General features: G+C 65.0%; 15 protein-coding genes and 1 riboswitch. Of the genes, 5 read left to right on the plus strand and 10 right to left on the minus strand.

Features of this window, described 5'->3' with window-relative positions; genetic code table 11:
- Positions 1 to 163: 163 nt before the first annotated feature.
- The 9 genes from tkt to QZY03_RS07060 all read right to left on the minus strand — a co-directional run bounded on the left by tkt (position 164) and on the right by QZY03_RS07060 (position 10,833).
- Positions 164 to 2,170 (minus strand): transketolase, encoded by a 2,007-nt coding sequence (gene tkt, locus QZY03_RS07020; protein ID WP_295579505.1) that lies wholly within the window; start codon positions 2,168 to 2,170, stop codon positions 164 to 166.
- 182 nt (positions 2,171 to 2,352) lie between these two features.
- A complete protein-coding gene (locus QZY03_RS07025; protein WP_295579506.1) occupies positions 2,353 to 2,568 on the minus strand; it encodes a hypothetical protein in 216 nt (71 codons plus the stop codon).
- Complete coding sequence (locus tag QZY03_RS07030) at positions 2,544 to 3,098, minus strand: thioredoxin family protein (RefSeq protein WP_295579508.1); 555 nt, start codon at positions 3,096 to 3,098, stop codon at positions 2,544 to 2,546. The genes QZY03_RS07025 and QZY03_RS07030 overlap by 25 nt, the downstream gene beginning before the upstream one ends.
- Positions 3,099 to 3,335: 237 nt before the next feature.
- On the minus strand, positions 3,336 to 4,481 hold the full coding sequence (locus tag QZY03_RS07035) for a radical SAM protein (RefSeq protein WP_295579511.1): 1,146 nt from the start codon (positions 4,479 to 4,481) through the stop codon (positions 3,336 to 3,338).
- Positions 4,471 to 5,268, minus strand: coding sequence for a hypothetical protein (locus QZY03_RS07040; RefSeq protein ID WP_295579513.1), 798 nt, complete (start codon positions 5,266 to 5,268; stop codon positions 4,471 to 4,473). Before QZY03_RS07040 ends, QZY03_RS07035 begins: the two co-directional genes overlap by 11 nt.
- 137 nt (positions 5,269 to 5,405) lie before the next feature.
- Entirely contained in the window at positions 5,406 to 5,699 is a 294-nt protein-coding gene (locus QZY03_RS07045) for a hypothetical protein (RefSeq protein WP_295579515.1), read from the minus strand.
- Positions 5,700 to 5,755: 56 nt separating this feature from the next.
- Positions 5,756 to 6,220, minus strand: a complete 465-nt coding sequence (locus QZY03_RS07050) for a nuclear transport factor 2 family protein (RefSeq protein WP_295579517.1) — start codon at positions 6,218 to 6,220, stop codon at positions 5,756 to 5,758.
- 183 nt (positions 6,221 to 6,403) lie between these two features.
- Positions 6,404 to 7,294 (minus strand): diguanylate cyclase, encoded by an 891-nt coding sequence (locus QZY03_RS07055; RefSeq protein WP_295579519.1) that lies wholly within the window; start codon positions 7,292 to 7,294, stop codon positions 6,404 to 6,406.
- Positions 7,291 to 10,833 (minus strand): response regulator, encoded by a 3,543-nt coding sequence (locus tag QZY03_RS07060; protein WP_295579521.1) that lies wholly within the window; start codon positions 10,831 to 10,833, stop codon positions 7,291 to 7,293. The genes QZY03_RS07055 and QZY03_RS07060 overlap by 4 nt, the downstream gene beginning before the upstream one ends.
- Positions 10,834 to 11,080: 247 nt before the next feature.
- Here QZY03_RS07060 and metK point away from each other — a divergent pair, with 247 nt between their 5' ends.
- The 3 genes from metK (at position 11,081) to metF (ending at position 15,090) form a co-directional block, all read left to right on the plus strand.
- Complete coding sequence (gene metK / locus QZY03_RS07065) at positions 11,081 to 12,271, plus strand: methionine adenosyltransferase (protein WP_295579523.1); 1,191 nt, start codon at positions 11,081 to 11,083, stop codon at positions 12,269 to 12,271.
- Positions 12,272 to 12,549: 278 nt separating this feature from the next.
- Positions 12,550 to 12,637: riboswitch (S-adenosyl-L-homocysteine riboswitch) on the plus strand.
- A gap of 22 nt (positions 12,638 to 12,659) precedes the next feature.
- A complete protein-coding gene (gene ahcY / locus QZY03_RS07070; RefSeq protein WP_295579526.1) occupies positions 12,660 to 14,066 on the plus strand; it encodes an adenosylhomocysteinase in 1,407 nt (468 codons plus the stop codon).
- Between the two features lie 166 nt (positions 14,067 to 14,232).
- Entirely contained in the window at positions 14,233 to 15,090 is an 858-nt protein-coding gene (metF, locus tag QZY03_RS07075) for a methylenetetrahydrofolate reductase [NAD(P)H] (protein WP_295579528.1), read from the plus strand.
- Positions 15,091 to 15,203: 113 nt separating this feature from the next.
- On the opposite strand, the gene QZY03_RS07080 is transcribed toward metF, so the two are convergent.
- Complete coding sequence (locus QZY03_RS07080; protein WP_295579530.1) at positions 15,204 to 16,685, minus strand: hypothetical protein; 1,482 nt, start codon at positions 16,683 to 16,685, stop codon at positions 15,204 to 15,206.
- A 267-nt stretch (positions 16,686 to 16,952) separates the two neighbouring features.
- Here QZY03_RS07080 and polA point away from each other — a divergent pair, with 267 nt between their 5' ends.
- Together polA and QZY03_RS07090 are read left to right on the plus strand one after the other, a co-directional pair.
- Positions 16,953 to 19,664, plus strand: coding sequence for a DNA polymerase I (gene polA / locus QZY03_RS07085; RefSeq protein ID WP_295579532.1), 2,712 nt, complete (start codon positions 16,953 to 16,955; stop codon positions 19,662 to 19,664).
- Between the two features lie 310 nt (positions 19,665 to 19,974).
- The coding region (locus QZY03_RS07090) for a DUF3611 family protein (protein WP_295579534.1) at positions 19,975 to 20,181 on the plus strand (207 nt) is incomplete at its 3' end.

Below are 20,181 nucleotides of genomic sequence, written 5' to 3' on the forward strand. Positions count from 1 at the left end.
CGGACGGGGCTGAGTAAATCGTGCGACTATAGCCTTACCGGATATCCAGGCAGACCCTTGGTGTAGGGGCGGGTTTGAAACCCGCCTCTACGTCCGGTTATTACGTCCGACGGCTATAAGCCCCAGGCCTGCGGCTTAGAGCCCGGCCGCAAAGGGGGTGAGGTTAGAGGACGCGCCGGACCGTGGCAACCACATTGTCTACGGTGAAACCGAATTCCTTGAACAGCGCACCGGCCGGCGCGGACTCGCCGAAGCGGTCGATGCCGACCACGGCGCCGTTGGAGCCGACATATTTCCACCAGCCGTCGGTCACCGCGGCCTCCACGGCCACCCGCGCGGTCACGGCCTTGGGCAGTACGGATTCCTTGTAGGCGGCGTCCTGGGCGTCGAAGGCGTTGGTGCTGGGCATGGAAACGACCCGGACTTTCTTGTCGGTCATGGCCTCGGCTGCCTTCACCGCCAACTCCACCTCGGAGCCGGTGGCGATCAGGATGGCGTCCGGGGTGCCGGCGCAGTCGCGCAGCACATAACCGCCGCGGGCGATATCGGCCACTTGGGCCGGGGTCCGCGCCATGTGGGCCAGGTTCTGACGCGAGAAGATCAGGCAGGAGGGCCCGCTGCGCCGCTCGATGGCAAGCTTCCAGGAGACCGCAGACTCCACAGCGTCGCAGGGGCGCCAGACGCTCATGTTGGGGATCATGCGCAGCGTCGGGATCTGCTCCACCGGCTGATGGGTGGGGCCGTCTTCGCCCAGACCAATGGAGTCATGCGTATAGACGAAGATCGTTGGGATCTTCATCAGTGCCGCCATGCGCAGCGCATTGCGGGCATACTCGGAGAACATCAGGAAGGTGGCGCCGTAGGGGATGAAACCGCCGTGCAGCACCAGGCCGTTCATGATGGCCGACATGCCGAACTCGCGCACGCCGTAATAGACATAGTTGCCCGAGGCATCGGTCTTGCTCACGCCCTTGCAGCCCTTCCACAGGGTCAGGTTGGAGCCGGCGAGATCAGCCGAACCGCCCAGAAACTCGGGCAGCAGCGGGCCGAAGCCGTTCAGGGCGTTCTGCGAGGCTTTGCGTGAGGCGATGGTCTCGGCCTTCTCGACGACAGCGGCGATAAAGGCGTTGGCCTGCTCATTCCAGTCGGCGGGCAGTTCACCGGCCATGCGGCGCTTGAATGCGGCAGCCTCCGCCGGATGGGCGGCGGCATACGCATCGAGCCGCGTGTTCCACTCCGCCTCGGCCTTGGCGCCGCTCTCCTTGGCGGACCAGCCGGCATAGATGTCGGCCGGGATTTCGAAAGGCGCATAGGGCCACCCTAAGGCCTCGCGGGTCAAGGCAATCTCAGCGTCGCCCAGGGCCGCGCCGTGGCATTCTTCCTTACCCTGCTTGTTGGGCGAGCCGAAACCGATGATGGTCTGACAACAGATCAGTGAGGGCCGATCCTCGACCGCCCGCGCCTCTTCGATGGCCGCCTTCACGGCTTCGGCGTCGTGCCCGTCCACCTTGGGGATGACATGCCAGCCGTACGCCTCGAAGCGCTTGGGAGTGTTGTCCAGGAACCAGGCGGGGGTGGTGCCGTGGCCGCGCACCTCACCGTCGATGGAGATGTTGTTGTCGTCGTAGACCGCGATCAGCTTGCCGAGCCCCAGGGCGCCGGCCAGCGAGCACGCCTCATGGGAGATGCCTTCCATCAGACAGCCGTCACCCAGGAAACAGTAGGTGTGGTGATCGACGATCGTATGCCCCGGCTTGTTGAACTGGCCTGCCAGGATTTTCTCCGCCAGGGCCATTCCCACCGCGTTGGTGATGCCCTGACCCAGGGGACCGGTGGTGGTCTCCACGCCGGGGGCGTAGCCGTACTCCGGATGACCGGGGGTCTTGGAGTGCAGTTGGCGGAACTGCTTCAGGTCCTCGATGCCGAGCCCGTAACCGGTCAGGTGCAGCAGTGAGTAAATCAGCATGGAGCCGTGCCCGTTGGAGAGCACGAAGCGGTCGCGGTCAGCCCAATGCGGGTTGCCCGGATTGTGCTTCATAAAGTCGTTCCACAGAACCTCGGCGATGTCCGCCATGCCCATGGGTGCGCCGGGGTGGCCGGAATTGGCCTTCTGGACCGCATCCATGCTGAGCGCGCGGATGGCGTTAGCGAGTTCTCTGCGTGAGGACATGGCCCCTCCTGATCGTTGTAAGCTGACTCATTAAATTATGCGGCCCGTCGCCCCCGACCCGACAGGTCGGGGGCGACGGCACGAATGCGGGTGGCGCAGTGCGGGAAGTCTGAGGCCGGGCGCTCGGCCGCGACCGACGCCGGGCCTGCCCGTTCGCGGCCCACGGGCCAAAACGGGATGACCTATCGCCGAGCGGACTCAACGGCGACCTTTCCAGCGGCCCGGTATTGTGACCGAAAGGCCGTATCCGGAACATCAAAACAAATTGATGCCGGCACAAGACGATTCATCATATCAGAATATTCAATATTGACAAAGATCATGGCGAATTTTGGAATCAGCGCGACAGGCGGGCGCGCGTGCCGCGCCGGCATCAGGTCTTCCACTTGATCGAGCATCCCATACTCGGGATTTGATCGGCGGGTCCGCGCCCGGTTGCGGCGACCTCCCGCATCGCCTCGAACAGGTCCCGCCGCACCCCGGCGGGCGCGGCTTCCTTGCGGCTCTCGTCGAGCCGCCCGCGGTACTGCAGACCCAGGTCCGCGTTGTAACCAAAAAAATCCGGGGTGCACACCGCGCCATAAGCACGGGCGACCGCCTGCGTCTCGTCGAACAGGTAGGGGAAGGGATAACCGAAGGTCTCGGCCACCTGCCGCATGTTCTCAAACCCGTCTTCCGGGTAGTCGGCGGGATCGTTGGACATGATCCCGACACAGCCGATGCCAAGCGCCTGAAGCTCCCGGACGTCCCGCACGATACGCTCGCGCACGGCCTTGACGTAAGGACAATGGTTGCAGATGAACATCACCAGCAACCCACGCTCACCTTTGCACTGGTCGCGGGTCCAGATCCGGCCGTCCACGCCGGGGAGTGAGAAATCAGGCGCGGCAGCGCCAAAGTCACAGACTGGGGTTTGCAGTGAAGCCATGGCAGTCCTCCGGGCTCTTGAAGTGACGGTCGGGGCCGGGCGACCCAGGTTCCCCATGGTAACCAAATTGATCGGGATTCCAAACCCCGTGCGCGCGGCACTGCAACAGTCTCCCGTGGGAGCGGCCTCCGGCCGCGATGAGGTGCCGCGGTCAGCGCCCGATGCTCGCTCATTCGCGAGGCCCCATCGCGGCCGGAGGCCGCTCCCACGGGGTCGCGGTGTGGTGTGACGGCCGCCCTACTGCGTTTTTGGATGTTCCGGCCGAAGCCGGGCGCGGCGCACCGCGGCGGCGTTCATGTGCGCGAACAGTGCCCGATAGAGCGCGCAGTAAGGGTCCTTCTCGAACAGGGTGCCATGGACGGTGAAGGCCCGCACCGGGCATCCGCCGTGGCAGAGCGCCAGGTAGTCGCAGGCGATGCAGTCGCCCTGCAGTAAGGCTGCGGGGCGTTGACGGAAACGCTCCCTGGCGGGGCTTCCGGCCAGCAGCGTCCCCAGGTCCGCATCGGCGAACAGGTTACCGAACCGGTGCTCGGGGTAACTCGTGACCCAGCAGTCGCATTGGGCCACATGGCCGTGCGGGTCGATGGCGACCAGATGGTTGGTGCAGTCGTCGGTCCAGATACAGGGAAGGACCGCATGAGCGCCGCTGAAATACCGCAGCAATTCGTCGAACGGGCCGACCCGGACGCCATCGGCCTCGCCGCGCTCCAGCCAGACGTTTGCCAGTTCGATGAAAAAACGCACCAGCGCCTCGGTCTCCAGGGGTAACAGCCGTTTGACCGCGTTGGCTTGCCCCCCCGGAAAAGGCGTGTTGACCTGGAAACTGTCGACCCCGAGTGCTTCGACGAAATAGCGGTAAAAGCGCTCGGCACCGATCTCCAGGGTGGCGGGGTTCGCCACCGCGATGACCTGGACCTCGATCCCGGCGGAACGGGCCAGGCGGACGTTACGCTGCAAAATCCGGTCATAGTCGGCCGGGTCCCGCCCCCGCCGATGTCGGTAGTGATTGGGATAGTCCAGCGAGGTGCTGACGCTGTTGTCGAACATCGCACGGATCACGCCGTCCCAGGCCGGGCTGTAGCCGATCATGTTGGTCTGCAGCGCATGGATTACCGTCCGCCCGCGCGCGGCTGCGGCGGCGTCGATCAGATCATGCGCCTGGGAGAACCAGGACGGCGGCAACGTCATGACCTCGCCGCCCTGCCAATGGATCTGGAGTTCGGCGATGCCCTTGGCGACCAGATGATCCAAGACTTTGCCGATCAGCACCGGCAGACGGTCCAGGGTGATCCAGCTCCCGTCCTTGTCCTCGAAGCAATAGTCGCAAGCGGCATTGCACCGCAGCGTCGGCAGCAGGATCAGCGAGAAGACCCTAGACCCCATCGCCGGACCCGTCCCGCTCCGCGGCATAGGCCGCCAGACTCTGGCGCAGTTCGGCGGCGGCGGCATCGAGATCCGCGAACAACCGCTTGACGCCGTCGCAGGCAAAATCGATCCGTGGCCACTTGAAATAGCCGCCGCAGGAGGCGAGCCACGGACACGCGCAACACTCGGCGGCGGCAGCGCGCAGCGATTCACGGAAGCCGGACAGGGACTCAGGCCCCTGATCGGACAGCGGTTCACCGCGCTCGTCCAGGACGCGGATCTGTGCCGGATCGCGCTCCAGCAAGTCCCAGAGATCGACCGGCGTCTGGTGGAGGAACGCGATGAGCAACCCGTGAAACGGCTCCACGGGCTGGGCCACGGTGGGGTTATGCAGGAACATGTCGAGTGCCTGCCGCGCCTCTTCGACTGTTGCCGCAGACGGCTGAGAACCGACCAGACGGACCGCAAAGCCCAGTGAGACCGCCAGCTTGACGGCCCGGGCCAGACCCGGAAGCCAGGGAATGGTCACGCGCACGGGATGGCGTGCCAACAAGGGCGTGCAGCGGTAGAGCAAGGGCAACTCAGCCTCGGGATCGGCCATGACCAGATCGACCGCCAGCCCGTCGCCCCAGTCCGCAAGCGGTGCCAGGTCCCCGGTGAGGGCGGTGAGTTGCACGAACGCGACCCCGTCGGGGATCTCAGCCCCGAATGCGGCCCGCAACTGCCCGCCGGCAGCGGCGCGCACAATGACGGGGCGATCGGGAAAGGCGCGAAACAGGGCCGCGGGGATGTTGTGGACCATCATGACCAGCCCCTTCAGGATCGCGTCCGGTGCCGCCGTTCGACCGGATGATCGCGGTGGCCGCAACGGCGATCATGACCGTGGCGGCACCATCGAGTCGGAGACCAGGACAAAACCCAGGTCAGTCCGAGCCGCGACGATCAGCGCCGGTTGATCCAACTGCCGCCGCCACCACCCCGGCGGTTGATCCAACCGCCGCCCCCGCCATTGATCCAGCCACCGCCGCCGCCCCCATTGACCCAACCGCCACCACCGCCGCGGCGATTGATCCAGCCGGCCTCGGCGTCCGTCCCGCCCCCGGCCATACCGCCAAAGACCGCGACACCGATCGCGATCTTCGACCAGCGACCCAGGCCGATCAGGAAGTCCCGACGGCCTGGTTCGTCGAGGTGATCCAGGTCGGGATCGGGCACGGTTACAGGCTTATCACTCATCTCGGTTCTCCGCAACGGACTTCTGTTGGCCTCACAATTGGACTCCCGATTGGCTTCTAAGGCGGAGTCGGATTGGAGTAGTGCATGGTGCGCAGCTTCCAGGCCCCGTCCAGTCTCTGGAGGAGCGCCGAGACATTCAATGCAAAGGTGCGGGGTGCACCCTTCAGCGAGTCCTGATAATCGCAGGTGGCCGTGAGCCAGCCGACATCGCCGCTGCTGTCGCTGATCACCCAGGGGCAACTGCGCTTCAGGGTGCCGGCGTCGAAGTCCGCGAAGAAATTCCGGTACGCCTCCTCGATCTGCGTCGTGCCGACCCAGCGCTCGGCGGGGATAGTACCCATGACCACGGTCGTCTCGCCCGGGGCATACAGCTTCATCACGCCGGCCAGGTCGTGGGCGTCGAGTGCCTGTTCGTGGGCCTCGAACACCTCACCCAAGCCAGGTACCGGTGCGTCCGCGGCGATGGCCGGAACCCAGCACGCCGAGAGGACGGCCGCGAGCAATAAGGGTCTGGAAGTCATATCTTGCACCTATGGTCGACTGGGACCGGCCATTGCCGGAAACCCCGGGAAGCGGTTGGCAGTCCGGCCGGCGTCGAATCGGCTGCACGACGGGTCTGCGCCGGCTCGAAATTCGTTGCCCCGACTGTGTGAATCAGCATAGCAGTATTTCCGGTACTGAACCTGAAAGCGCACCGGGCACCCTCAGGGGCACGCATCAGGTGCGGCGCAGGTCACACGATTGCGCCCATTCTGTTTGGATGCATAAAGGGCGCCATCCGCAATCTTGAACAGCGTCGTGATATCGCGCCCCTGAAGCGCGGGGACAGCGGTGATGCCGAAGCTCAAAGTCAGGTTCAAGGGGTCACCGCCCCCATCGGTCAGGACGGTCGCGGCGATGATCGAGCGGGCCCGCTCGACCCGCTCGCACAACTCGGCCGGGGTGCCGTTGCGCAACAACAGCCAGAATTCCTCACCGCCCACGCGAGCGACGATCCCGTCAGGTTCGAACAGCCCACGCAGCAGCTCGGCGATCTGCTTGAGCACCAGATCGCCGCGATCGTGCCCGCGGGCATCGTTGATTCGTTTGAAGTGGTCGATATCCGCCACCACACATCCGAGCGGTGCGTCCGCCGAACCGCTTTGCGCCAGCGTTTCTTGCAGCCCGCGCCGATTCAGCAGCCCGGTGAGGGGGTCGGTCATCGCCAGGCGTTCCAGCCGCTCGGTGAGTTCGATAATGCGCTGTCCGGCGCGGATGCGCACCGCCAGTTCCTCGTTATCGAAGGGTTTGTGGATGAAGTCGTCCGCACCCGCGTCCAGCGCTTCGACAATACCCGACTTCTCGTCGCGGGCGGTCAACAGGATCACATAGACCCAGCGGTCGAGGCTGCGCCCGCGGATGGCGCGGATCAGTTCCAGTCCGCTCATACAAGGCATCATCCAGTCGGTGATGACAAACCGGATCGGTTCGCGGGCCAGCACCTCCATGGCCTCGCAGCCGTCCTGCGCCTCCTCCACCGCGTAGCCCGCGTTGGTCAGAAAGCGCACCAGCATACGCCGGGTGAAGCGCTGATCTTCAACCACCAGGATCTTCATGACGGCGCCCCGTCCAGATACGCGCGCAACCCGGCAAGCAGGGCGTCGATACGCCGGGCGGCCCGTGTCACCAGGGCCTCGACCGTCCCGTCGACACCACCGGCGCCCAGTCCCTCGAGGCGGCTGAACAGCTCACCCAACTCGCTCAATCCGACGTTACGGATCAGCCCCTTGAGCGAGTGTGCAAGCCGCACGATGGTGGCGGCATCGCCGACCGTCACGGCCGCCTCCAGCGCCGCCAGATCCCGCTCGGCATCTTCGATGAAAAGTGCGACCAGTCCCGCCAGGCCCGACGGATCGTCGCCGAAGGCCGCCGCGATCCGCTCAATGGCCACGGCGCTGTCCGGATGCATCGGCGCCACCGCCGCCCCCGGCGATGGCGTCTCGATCCCCGCGGACACCGGCGACGGCACCCCCTCCGAGCGCCCTGACCACAGGCGGACCTTCTCGCAAAGCCGCTCGGCATCAATGGGCTTGGTCAGGTAGTCGTCCATGCCGGCGGCCAGACAGCGCTCGCGATCACCCTTCAGCGCATGCGCGGTCATCGCGATGATCGGTGTGCGACGCCGGGGCCGCCCCGGCTGGCCGACGGCCGTGGCGGACTCCCGCTCCCGGATCGCGCGGGTGGCGTCAAAACCGTCCATGACCGGCATCTGCACGTCCATCAGGATCAGATCGAAGGGCACCGACGCGTGAATCTCCAGCGCCTGCCAACCGTCATCCACCGTGGTGACCAGGACCCCGCGCCGGGCCAGGAGTTGGACCGCCAGACGCTGGTTGAAAGGTTTATCCTCGGCCAGCAGGACGTGTAACCCGGCGAGACTGGTATCGCGGCCCGCACGCACGGGCCCGGCGAGCGCCGGCGGCACGCTCCCGGCCGTCCCCAACGCGGGCACCCGCTGCATGGCCTGGGTCAATGTCTCAAAGAGCAGGGCGCGACGGATGGGTTTGAGCAAACAGCCAACGACACCCTGACCGGCCAGACGCTGCGCCTCCCCGCGATGACCGACCGAGGTCAGCACGATGACCCGCGGCCGGCCGCTGGCGGGATCGGCCTGAATCAGGCGGGCGGTCTCCTCGCCGTCCAGATCCGGCATCATCATGTCCAGGAGCACCAGATCATAGGGCGTCCCCGCCGCGGCCGCCCGCTTCAACTCGGCCAGCGCGTCCCGCCCGCCGGTCACCGCGACGGCGCGGCAGGACCAGGCACTCAGGGTCCGCTCCAGCACCAACCGATTGGCGCGATTGTCGTCGACGATCAGACAGTGCGCCCCCGCGAGCACGGCGGCCGCTCCCTCCGTCGGCACGACCGGCGCCTCGGCCGACCCGAAACGCGCCGTGAACCAGAACCGACTCCCCCCCTCCGGACGATCCTCCAGCCCGATCTCCCCGCCCATCATCCGCACCAACTGGCGACTGATGGTGAGGCCCAGCCCGGTTCCCTCATAACGACGGCGCGTCGTGTTGTCGGCCTGGACGAAGGCCTCGAAAATGGCAGCGCGCCTGTCCACCGGCACGCCAACGCCGGTGTCGGTAACCGTGAAGCGCAGCATCAGGCCCGGACCATCCTGAGCCGCCGGAGTCACTTCGAGCAGGACTTCGCCCGTCTCGGTGAACTTGAGTGCATTGCCGATCAGGTTGACCAGAATCTGGCGCAAGCCGCTGGGGTCCCCACACAAATTGGCCGGCACCGCCTGCTCGATCAGGTGAACAAGCTCGACTCCCTTCTGGGCGGCGCGGTAGCCGAAGCTGTCCATCACGTCCTCGACCACCGCGGCCAGTTCGAAGTCCACCGCCTCCAGTTCGACCTGGCCGGCTTCGATCTTGGAGAAATCCAGCACGTCGTCGATCAGCGACAGCAGGGCCTCGGCCGAAGCCTCCACGATCTCCAGGTTCTCCCGCTGCTCGGCGTCCAGATCGCTATCCAGGGTGAGCTTGGTCATGCCGATGATCGAGTTCATGGGCGTGCGGATCTCGTGGCTCATCTTGGCCATGAACTCGCTCTTGACCAAGGCTGCCTGCTCCGCCTGTTCCTTGGCGGCACGCAGCTCCTGCTCGGCCCGCTTGCGTTCCGTGATATCAACGAAACTCTCCACCAGCAGGCGCCGCCCGTTCAAATCCAGAGCGACCCCGCTCTTCAGCACGGTGATCGCGCGCCCATCAAGACCACGCAGGCTGATCTCGCTCTGCCTGCGCTGGTGAAGGTCGGACAGGAAGGGACAGGCGAGCGGGTCGGTGCAGAAATGCTCGTAGCAGCGCGTACCCACCAGCGCCTGACGGTCGATCCCCAAAATTTCAGATGCCTTGTCGTTGGCGTCGACGACGCGGTGCGCCTCCAGATCGATGATGGCGATCCCGGTCTGCACGGCGGTGAAGACCGCATGCAGGCGGCGCTCATTCTCCCGGAGCTGATCGGCAACGCGCTTGCGTTCGGTGATATCCGTGTGGGACCCGGCCATGCGCAGAGGCCGGCCGTCGGCATCGCGCACGCAGGCGGCACGCGCCAGGATCCAACGCCAGGTGCCGTCCTTGTGGCGCATCCGGAACTCGATGTCGAGGTGATCGATGGCGCCCCGCAGATGGGCATCGATAGCCGCCAGCGCACCCGCCAAATCGTCGGGGTGCACCCGCGTGCGCCATTCCTCGAAGCGGCTGGGAAGCTCCGCATCGTCATAGCCCAGTATCGCCTTCCAGCGCGGCGAGTAGTACACCTGATCCTCGGGAACCTTCCAATCCCACAGACCGTCGTTCGCACCGGCCACGGCCAGGGCGTAACGCCCCTCGCTCTCGCGCAGCGCCGCCTCGACCGCCTGCGCCTCGGACAGGTCGGCGATCACCCAGACCACCCCGCTGCCCAGATCGTGGCCGTTCAGCGGCTTGCCGGACAACTCGGCCGGGAACACCGAGCCATCCGCGCGCCGCATGGGAAAGCGGATATTGACGACGCCCGCCTCGCCGACCTGTGCAAAGAACTGGACGCCGAAGCGCCGGTAATGTTCGGGGGAGCAATGCAGCAGCGCGACCGAACTGCCGACCGCCTCCTCGACGCTAAAACCGAAGATCTCACAGGCGCGCTGATTGATCTCTTCGATCACCCGCTCGCGATTCACCGTGAAGATGCCGATCAGGCTGTTCTCGAAGACCGACTGGTAGCGGTTGCGGATGGACACTTGGGCGCGATCCGCCGCCACCCGCGAGGATTGATCCTCGAATACTGTCGCCAGTTCCCCCGAAGCCAGGCGGAACACCCGGTTGGCGGCCCACAACTCCAAGTGATCGTCCTGATACCGGCTGGCTTCGAGCAGCCCGGGCTCGCCGGTGGACTGGACCTGCCGCAACAACTTCAGCAACCCCATGGCTGCCGCACCGGGGAAGGCCTCGCGCAGTGTCTGCCCGATCAGTTCGGCAGGGTCGCGGCGCACCAGGCGAGCCGCCGCTGGATTGAGGTAAGTCAGCAAAAAATCCTGACCATCGGCGGTCGGTCGGTAAACCGCCACGCCCTGAGTCAGACCCTCGATGATCTCTTGAGTGAAATGCACTTGAACTCCCCGTCGCCCGAGCGCAAAACGCACGACGCCCAGACCGGACGGCCCGATTTGGCGACAAGCATAAGCCACCCGAGGGACAAAATGGCAGCCGCGATGCGCCTTCAATGCATCATTCGGCGGTTGTTGCCGATCAGGCAGGCACATTTCCAAGTTCGCCGGGCTGGAATCTGCATCGGCTAACCGTTATCATAATCGGCTGAATGTCAGTACCACAGCACCCCACACCAGTTTCAAGCCAATGAGCAAAGACTACATCTTCACCTCCGAGTCCGTTTCCGAAGGCCACCCTGACAAGATGGCTGACCAGATCTCCGACGCGGTGCTCGACGAGATCTACCGGCGCGACCCTAACCATACTAAGGCCCGGGTGGCCTGCGAGACCCTGGTGAAGACTGGCTTCGTCATGCTGGCCGGAGAGATTACCCTCACTGACGCGGACCTCAAGATCGACTACGAGCGGGTCGTGCGCCAGGTCGTCAACGAGATCGGCTACGACAACTCGGAGGTCGGCTTCGACGGTCACACCTGCGGTGTACTGGTCGCCCTCGGCGAGCAATCCAAAGACATTAATCAGGGCGTGGACCGGGAGACCGAGGAAGCACAGGGGGCCGGCGACCAGGGGCTCATGTTCGGCTACGCAACCAACGAGACCGACCTGTTGATGCCGGCGCCGATCGACTACGCCCATCGACTGTGCAAGCGCCAGGCCGAGGTACGCAAGAACGGCACCCTGCCCTGGCTACGCCCGGACGCCAAGTCTCAGGTTACCTTCCGCTACCAGGATGGCCGGCCGGTAGCGGTCCAGGCCGTCGTGCTCTCCACCCAGCACAGCCCCGACGTCAGCCAGGAAATGCTCCACGAAGCGGTGATGGAAGAGATTATCAAGCCCGTACTGAGTGAGACCGGCTGGCTCAAGGGCGAGACGCAGTACCACATCAACCCGACCGGCAAGTTCGTCATCGGCGGCCCCGTCGGCGACTGCGGCTTGACCGGACGCAAAATCATCGTCGACACCTACGGCGGTATGGCCCGGCATGGCGGCGGCGCCTTCTCCGGCAAGGACCCATCCAAGGTCGACCGCTCGGCGGCTTACGCCGGGCGTTATGTCGCCAAGAACATCGTTGCCGCGGGCCTGGCCGACAAGTGCGAGATCCAAGTCTCCTATGCGATCGGCGTCGCCGAGCCGACCTCGGTCTCGATCGACACCTTCGGCACCGCCAATGTCAGCGAACACCGGATCATCGAGCTGATCCGCGAACACTTCGATCTGCGGCCCTACGGTATCATCCGCATGCTCGATCTGGGCAACCGCGACCTGATCAAGTACCGCACCACCGCCGCCTATGGTCACTTCGGACGCACCGAGCCGGGTTTCTCCTGGGAGCGCACCGACAAGGCCGAGGCGCTGCGCGCGGCGGCAGGAATCTAAGGCGGTCGCAACGAAACCCCATAGAGAGATACGGGGCGGTAGGGTGATTTTCGGGAAAGGATCTGCCGAGGTGTAGGGGCGACTTAAGTCGCCCCTACAGTCGCCCCGACAACCCTGCGGATTTTGCGGACCTGCGCAGTCGGGACATGTACTCCCGGGAATTGCCCAGCAGCCGCTTACCGTCACGACGTCGCCACCAGCGGGTGTCGGATGACAAGCCCAGACTTGAATTGCGCTGATTAGCGTCCATTTGCGGATTGACATTTTTCCAACACCTCGCCACCGAGGAGCGTTGCGACCTGGGACCTGGCGGTCCCAGGCCAGGCTCGGCGGCCGGGTCGACTCTGACAACGGCGCTCACTCACGTTTAACACTGGAGCTTAAACCCATGAGTGAGTTCACCGACTACAAAGTGGCGGACATGTCCCTGGCCGATTGGGGCCGCAAGGAAATGCGCATCGCCGAGACCGAGATGCCGGGCCTGATGGCCCTGCGCAAGAAATACGGTCAGTCCAAACCGCTGACCGGGGCGCGCATCACCGGCAGCCTGCACATGACCATCCAGACCGCGGTGCTGATCGAGACCCTGGTCCAACTCGGCGCCCAGGTCCGCTGGGCTTCCTGCAACATTTTCTCCACCCAGGATCACGCCGCCGCCGCCATCGCCGCGGCCGGCGTGCCGGTCTACGCCTGGAAGGGTGAGAGTCTGGAAGACTACTGGTGGTGCACCGAGCAGGTGGTCAACTGGCCTGACGGCGGCGGCCCCAACATGATCCTGGACGACGGCGGCGATGCGACGCTGCTGGTCCATAAAGGCGTGGAATTCGAAAAGGCCGGGCGCGTCCCCGCCCCCACCGCGGACGACAACGAGGAATGGACCGCCATCCTCGGCGTGCTCTCCCGCACCTTCCAGCGCGATCCGCGCCACTGGCACCATCTGGCCGAGGCGATCAAGGGCGTGACCGAGGAGACCACCACCGGAGTGCATCGTCTCTATGAGATGGCCAAGGCCGGGAACCTCCTCTTCCCCGCCATGAACGTCAACGACTCGGTCACCAAGTCCAAGTTCGACAACCTCTACGGCTGCCGTGAGTCGCTGGTGGACGGCATCAAGCGCGCCACCGACGTGATGATCGCCGGCAAGATCGCCATGGTCTGCGGCTACGGCGACGTCGGCAAGGGCAGCGCGCAGTCGCTGCGCGGTCTGGGTGCCACTGTCTGGATTTCCGAAATCGATCCGATCTGCGCCCTGCAGGCCGCGATGGAGGGCTTCCGCGTCGTCACCATGGAGGAAGCCGCGCCACTCGCCGACATCTTCGTCACCGCCACCGGCAACCTGGGCATCATCACCCACGATCACATGGCCGCCATGAAGGACCAGGCGATCGTCTGCAACATCGGTCACTTCGACAACGAGATCGACATCGCCGGCATTGCCAAGTACGAGTGGGAGAACATCAAGCCGCAGGTTGACCACATCATCTTCCCGGACGGCAAGCGGATCATTCTGCTGGCCGAAGGGCGTCTGGTGAATCTGGGCTGCGGCACCGGGCACCCGAGCTTCGTCATGTCCAACAGCTTCACCAACCAGGTGCTGGCGCAGATCGAGATCTACGCCCACACCGAGAAGTATCCGGTCGGGGTCTATATCCTCCCCAAGCAGTTGGACGAGGAAGTCGCGCGGCTGCACTTGGGCAAGATCGGCGCCAAGCTCACGACGCTCTCCAAGACACAGGCGGACTATCTTGGGATACCGGTGAACGGGCCTTACAAGCCCGAGCACTACCGGTACTGAGGCAACGCCGCCAGCCGCCGACGGGCCGCACGGCCCGGTCGGCCGCAGCTGGAACTGGCACCACCGATCGCTTAACCGCCGGCCACCCGCAGCCACGCGGGGCTCAGGGTTTCACCCCTGATCCCGAGTCGGCGGCTGGCGGTCGGCGGCTGGAGGCTCTCCACGTATGTCCTCGCCAACCGGCTCCAAACCCTCGTTCAGTTTCGAACTCTTCCCGCCCAAGACCCCCGAGGGTATGGAGAAACTCAAGGGCGCGATTGCGGAACTCAACGCCGTCGGTCCTGAGTATTTCTCAGTCACCTACGGCGCCGGCGGCTCCACCCGCGACGGTACCTTCGAGACCGTCGCCTGGCTGCGCGGCCAGGGTATCGAAACCGCCCCGCACCTCGCTTGCATCGGCTCGAACCCGGACGAGGTCCGCGCCATCCTCGATCGCTATCACACGCAGGGAATTCACCGCATCGTCGCGCTGCGCGGCGACCTGCCTTCCGGCACCGGAACCGGTACCGCCGGGGCCTTCCGCTACGCCAATGAACTCGTCGAATTCATCCGCGCCGAGCGCGGCACGACCTTCCATATCGAGGTCGCCGCCTACCCCGAGTACCATCCCCAGGCAGCCAACCCGGCGCAAGATCTGCAACACTTCAAACACAAGGTCGATGCCGGGGCCGATTCCGCCATCACCCAGTACTTCTACAACGCCGACGCCTATTTCGGCTTCGTCGACAACGCCCGCGCCCAGGGCATCGCGATCCCCATCATCCCGGGCATCATGCCGATTACCAACTACACCCAACTGGCCCGCTTCTCCGATGCCTGCGGCGCCGAAATCCCGCGCTGGGCACGGCGTCGGCTGGAAGGCTGCGGGGACGATCTGGACGCGGTGCGCGCCTTCGGACATGAAGTTGTCCTGCGCCTATGCCGCAACCTGCTGGCCGGCGGCGCGCCGGGTCTGCACTTCTACACCATGAATCAGTCCGGTCCGACGCTGCGATTGTGGAATGACCTGGGCCTGGCGGCCTGACGAAGCCAAGGAGTCCAAGGCTTCAGCCTTGGCGCCCCATCACCGGGGGCTGCCTGGCTATCAATAATCCCGGGCCAAGGCTGAAGCATTGGACTCCTGCGACGGCCTGGTCTCTACTCCTCGGTCCCGCCGCAGGCCGGATTGCCGCAGTACAGAAACTTGAGATTCCCATTGGTCTCGTCGTAATAGCTCACGATCGGCAGTCCATCGGCACCGATGGCGATGCTGATATGCCACCCCACGGACCCGTCGGTGTCCGGGGCGGAGATCCGCACACGGGCACAGCCAGGGTCTTCGCAGTAAGCGATCTTGAGGTCACTGTTGGTGTGGTCGTGATAGCTGATGATGGGATTGCCGTCGCGGCCCAGGGCAATGGCGGCGTTGGAACCGACCGCTCCGGTGCTGTCGATGACCCGCAACTGTGCCTTGGTGCACTCCGGGTTGGTGCAGCGTGCGAGTTTGAGGTCATCATTGAAGAAATCCCAATAGACGATGAACGGCAGTCCGTCGCCAGGTACGATGATGCCGGTTCCCAGACCCACACCGCCGGTATCCAGCACCGTGATGGTCGCGGACGAACAGGCGGTGTTCTCACAATGAGCCACCTTGAGGTCGCGCCGCGTCACGTCGAAATAACTGATGATCGGGTAGCCCTTGGCACTGATGGCCATGCTGCCGTACCAGCCCACGTTACCCACGCTGTCCACGATCGAAAGGGTGACCTCCGCGCAGTCCGGATCACCGCAATGGGCCACCTTCAGATCGCCGCGGGTCTTGTCGTAATAACTGATCACCGGCAACCCGTCGCTTCCCAGCAGCAGTGAAATATGCTGACCGACCTGACCTTCGGTATCGATCGACCGCGGCTGGAAGTCGCGGCACTCCGGGTCGCGACAGCGTGCGAACTTCAGATCCTTGAGGGTATTATCGAAATACGCGATGCGCGGCAGGCCATCGGCCCCGACCACCACCGCGTTGCACCAACCCTGATCTCCATCGCTATCGAGCACGCGCGGGCTCGCGCTGCCGCACGCCGGAGTCCGACACTGGATGAACTTCAGGTCGCGCTTGGTGTAGTCGAGATAGGCAACCAGGGGATTGCCGTCGGCGCCCACCGCGGTCGCGGTGTGCCAGCCCACATCCCCGGCCGAATCCAGAACCTGGATCTGATTCTGCCGGACGGGCGCCGGGCGCGTGACCGCCGCGGATGGTTGGCCGATGATCAGATTGTAGACATCAAAGCGGGTCCGGTCGTTACCCGCCACCACCGTCACCAGATGGGTGCCGACATCCAGTACCTGCGGCAGCGGGTCGGTGACCAGCATGTTATCGGTGGAGCGGGACAGGCTCAGGAAAAGCGAATCCAGCTTGACCGTCGGCAGACGGTGACCGCCGAAGTTCTGGCCATTGATGGTCAGCCGCCGCGTCTCCGGGTCAAGCGTGACGGCGGTGATCAGCAGTTGCGGCTCATCCGACCAGAACTCGTCCGCGGGCACACGTTTGCCCTCCGGCACCGTAGCCGCCGGGGCACCGTCAGAGGGCGCGGCGACGGTGTACGCCATCACGGCCGCCAAGATCAGACAGATACTGCGCATCTGTAACCAGTCGACGATTAGGGATGAAGATCTTTGATGGATGTTAGGCCGTCAATCATTCGCGGAGTGTCGCCCAGGTCTGCTATTCAGCGAATAATCGCTTCTTTTTCCGCATCGCCGAGGCCGATCGCGCCTGGCGCGGTTGCATCGGGGCGACTCCTGTCCGGTCAGACGCGCTGACACGGCCGCGTCGCTGGGCATGCGCGCGACTGCCCAACACGCGACCGCCATGCTACCGTTGTATCTTAACCCGCGAGGACTGCGTCCATGGCCGCCAAATATCCCCTCCTGTTGATCGACGGTTCAGGCTATCTGTTCCGCGCCTATCACGCCCTGCCCAAGCTGACCAACGCCCGGGGCGAACCCACCGGCGCCGTCGTGGGCGTGCTCGCCATGCTGCGCAAGCTGATCGAGGCGCAGCGCCCGGAGTTCATCGGCGTGGTCTTCGACGCCCCCGGCCAGACTTTCCGCGACCAGATCTTCCCCGCCTACAAGGCCCAGCGGCCGCCGATGCCGGATGAACTGCGCGCCCAGATCGAACCATTGCAGGCCGTCGTCCGCGCCATGGGGCTGCCGCTGCTGGTCATCCCCGATGTCGAGGCGGACGACGTGATCGGCACCCTGGCCACTCAGGCCGCCGCGCAAGGCATCCCGACCCTGATCTCCACCGCGGACAAGGATCTGGCGCAACTGGTCGACGCGCAGATCACCCTGGTCAACACCATGACCGACACCCTGCTCGACCGTGCCGGGGTCATCGCCAAGTTCGGCGTGCCCCCGGAGCGGATCATCGACTATCTGAGCCTGGTTGGCGATACCGCCGACAATATTCCTGGTGTTCCTAAGTGCGGTCCGAAAACCGCCGTTAAATGGCTCCAGGACTACGGCGATCTGGACGGCGTCATCACCAACGCCGACCGGGTGTCGGGCAAGGTCGGCGAAAACCTGCGCCAAGTGCTCGACCAACTGCCGCTCGCCCGCCGCCTGACCAGCATCAAGCGCGATGTCGCCCTGGAATGGGGGCCGACCGACCTTAAACCCACGGCGCCGGACAACGCCGCCTTGCGCACCTGGTTCGAGCGGCTGGACGCACGCCGGCTCCTGGCCACCCTGAACGATGTTCCGGCCGACAGCGGCCCGGACGCGCCCGCCGCGTTCGCCGGCCCGACCGCGGATTACGAGACCGTACTCACCACCACCGCACTGGACGCCTGGATCGAGCGCCTCACCGCGGCCGACCTCTTCGCCTTCGACACCGAGACCACCGGTCTCGACTACATGCGCGCCGAACTGGTTGGGCTCTCCTTCTGCATCGAGCCCGGCCGCGCCGCCTATGTGCCGGTCGCCCATGTCTACCCCGGCGCACCGGATCAGTTGCCCCGCGAGCAGGTTCTCGAACGCCTCAAGCCGCTGCTGGAGGATCCGCGCCGCCCGAAGGTCGGCCAGAACCTCAAGTTCGACATGAGCATCCTCGCCCGCCACGGCGTCAACCTGCTGGGCATCGCCCATGACACCATGCTGGAGAGCTATGTCCTCGACAGCACCGCCACCCGTCACAACATGGATGCGCTGGCCAAGAAATACCTGGACTATGACACCGTCCAATTCGAGCAGATCGCCGGCAAAGGCGCCAAACAGCTCAGCTTCGACCAGATCCCCCTGGAACCGGCCGCCCACTACGCGGCCGAGGACGCCGACATCACCCTGCGTCTGCACCAGGCGCTGTGGCCGCGGCTGGAAAGCACCGGCCGCCTGGCGCTGCTCTACCAAGAGATCGAAGTCCCGCTGATCCCGGTGCTGTCGCGCATCGAGCGCACCGGCGTGCGCATCGACTCCGACCTGCTGGCCGAACAGAGCCAACAACTGGCGGCGCGCATCCACGCGCTGGAGTTGCGCGCCTATGAGAGCGCCGGACGCCGCTTCAACCTGGGCTCACCCAAGCAGATCGGCGAGATCTTCTTCACCGAACTCAAGCTCCCGGTGATCGCCAAGACCCCCACCGGCGCCCCGTCCACCGGCGAGGAGGTTTTGGAGCAACTCGCGGCGGACGGGCACGAACTACCCAAGCTGATCCTGGAACACCGCGGGCTGTCCAAGCTGCGCTCGACCTATACCGACAAGCTTCCGCAGCAGATCGACCCCGACACCGGCCGCGTCCACACCTCCTATCACCAGGCCGTGGCGGCGACCGGCCGGCTCTCCTCCACCGACCCCAACCTGCAGAACATCCCGATCCGCACCGAGGAGGGTCGGCGCATCCGCCGCGCCTTCATCGCCGAGCCGGGCTACCACATCCTGGCCGCCGACTACTCACAGATCGAATTGCGCATCATGGCCCACCTGTCCGGCGATGAACGCCTGCTTGCCGCCTTCGCCGGCGGCCAGGACATCCACCGCGCCACCGCCGCCGAGGTGATGGGCATTCCCCCGGATCAGGTCACCACTGATCAGCGCCGCTCGGCCAAAGCCATCAACTTCGGACTGATCTACGGCATGTCGGCCTTCGGCCTGGCCCGCCAGCTCGGCATCGAGCGCGGTGCCGCCCAGGACTATGTGAACCTCTACTTCCGCCGCTATCCGGGGGTGCGCGCTTTCATGGACAACATCCGCGCCCAGGCGCGCACCGACCGCTATGTCGAAACCGTCTTCGGCCGCCGCCTCCATCTTCCCGAGATCGGCCACAGCAATCAGGCGCGCCGCGCCGCCGCCGAGCGCACCGCCATCAACGCCCCCATGCAAGGCACCGCGGCCGACATCATCAAACGCGCCATGATCACCGTCGACCACTGGATCGAAACCGAACGCCCCGCGGTGCGCATGATCATGCAGGTTCACGACGAGCTCGTGTTCGAGGTCGCCGAAGAAACTCTGGGCACCGCCGCCGCGCGTATCCGCACCGCCATGGAAGGCGCCGCCGACCTCGCCGTCCCGCTGGTCGTGGACATCGGCATCGGCGAGAACTGGGATCAGGCCCATTGACCCGATGAACGGTCGAAAAAATTTGACGAACAGCCGCCAACAGCAGAGGAACTCTGTCGGAATTCGGCGCTCTCATCCATCAAGCCATCAATGCTCGGAGCCGCTGATCCCCCCGACAGCGGCTCCTAATTCCCGGCCGGCCAAGCCGGGGAGGCGATTACCCCGTAGCCCGCTCGCGGACTACGGGGTTTCTTTTTTTTGTCTTCGCCCAATTTCCACCGAAACCGTTCGGAAGATCCCGACCGGGGCCTCCCGGCGCTGCTTCCATCACTCCCCCCAGCCGGACCGCAACGCGGCCAAGGTATCAGTCATGAGTATGTTCACGCGAATCGTTGAGGGTCTGCATGGCGCAAAGATCGAGGGTCTGGCCAAGACTTTTTCCCGTTTGGGGAAGATCGGTTTTTGGCTCCAGGTGGTGCTCGGCTCGATCCCCCTGGCTGTTACCTTCTTTGTCTTTGTGTTTTCAGGCAGCATCTCAGGCCCGCGCAGCGGCCTGCCGATTGTCGGGCTGCTGAGC

Origin of the sequence: uncultured Lamprocystis sp., from assembly GCF_903933125.1 — a bacterium.
In the GTDB taxonomy this organism is placed as follows: domain Bacteria; phylum Pseudomonadota; class Gammaproteobacteria; order Chromatiales; family Chromatiaceae; genus Thiodictyon.

Excerpts from the sequence above, each read along its gene's own strand:
- metK (WP_295579523.1), top strand. The coding sequence starts at position 11,081 with ATGAGCAAAGACTACATCTTCACCTCCGAGTCCGTTTCCGAAGGCCAC.
- QZY03_RS07055 (WP_295579519.1), bottom strand. The coding sequence starts at position 7,294 with ATGAAGATCCTGGTGGTTGAAGATCAGCGCTTCACCCGGCGTATGCTG.
- QZY03_RS07035 (WP_295579511.1), bottom strand. The coding sequence starts at position 4,481 with ATGGGGTCTAGGGTCTTCTCGCTGATCCTGCTGCCGACGCTGCGGTGC.
- tkt (WP_295579505.1), bottom strand. The coding sequence starts at position 2,170 with ATGTCCTCACGCAGAGAACTCGCTAACGCCATCCGCGCGCTCAGCATG.
- QZY03_RS07050 (WP_295579517.1), bottom strand. The coding sequence starts at position 6,220 with ATGACTTCCAGACCCTTATTGCTCGCGGCCGTCCTCTCGGCGTGCTGG.
- metF (WP_295579528.1), top strand. The coding sequence starts at position 14,233 with ATGTCCTCGCCAACCGGCTCCAAACCCTCGTTCAGTTTCGAACTCTTC.
- polA (WP_295579532.1), top strand. The coding sequence starts at position 16,953 with ATGGCCGCCAAATATCCCCTCCTGTTGATCGACGGTTCAGGCTATCTG.
- QZY03_RS07045 (WP_295579515.1), bottom strand. The coding sequence starts at position 5,699 with ATGAGTGATAAGCCTGTAACCGTGCCCGATCCCGACCTGGATCACCTC.
- QZY03_RS07040 (WP_295579513.1), bottom strand. The coding sequence starts at position 5,268 with ATGATGGTCCACAACATCCCCGCGGCCCTGTTTCGCGCCTTTCCCGAT.
- ahcY (WP_295579526.1), top strand. The coding sequence starts at position 12,660 with ATGAGTGAGTTCACCGACTACAAAGTGGCGGACATGTCCCTGGCCGAT.
- QZY03_RS07030 (WP_295579508.1), bottom strand. The coding sequence starts at position 3,098 with ATGGCTTCACTGCAAACCCCAGTCTGTGACTTTGGCGCTGCCGCGCCT.
- QZY03_RS07080 (WP_295579530.1), bottom strand. The coding sequence starts at position 16,685 with ATGCGCAGTATCTGTCTGATCTTGGCGGCCGTGATGGCGTACACCGTC.
- QZY03_RS07025 (WP_295579506.1), bottom strand. The coding sequence starts at position 2,568 with ATGCTCGATCAAGTGGAAGACCTGATGCCGGCGCGGCACGCGCGCCCG.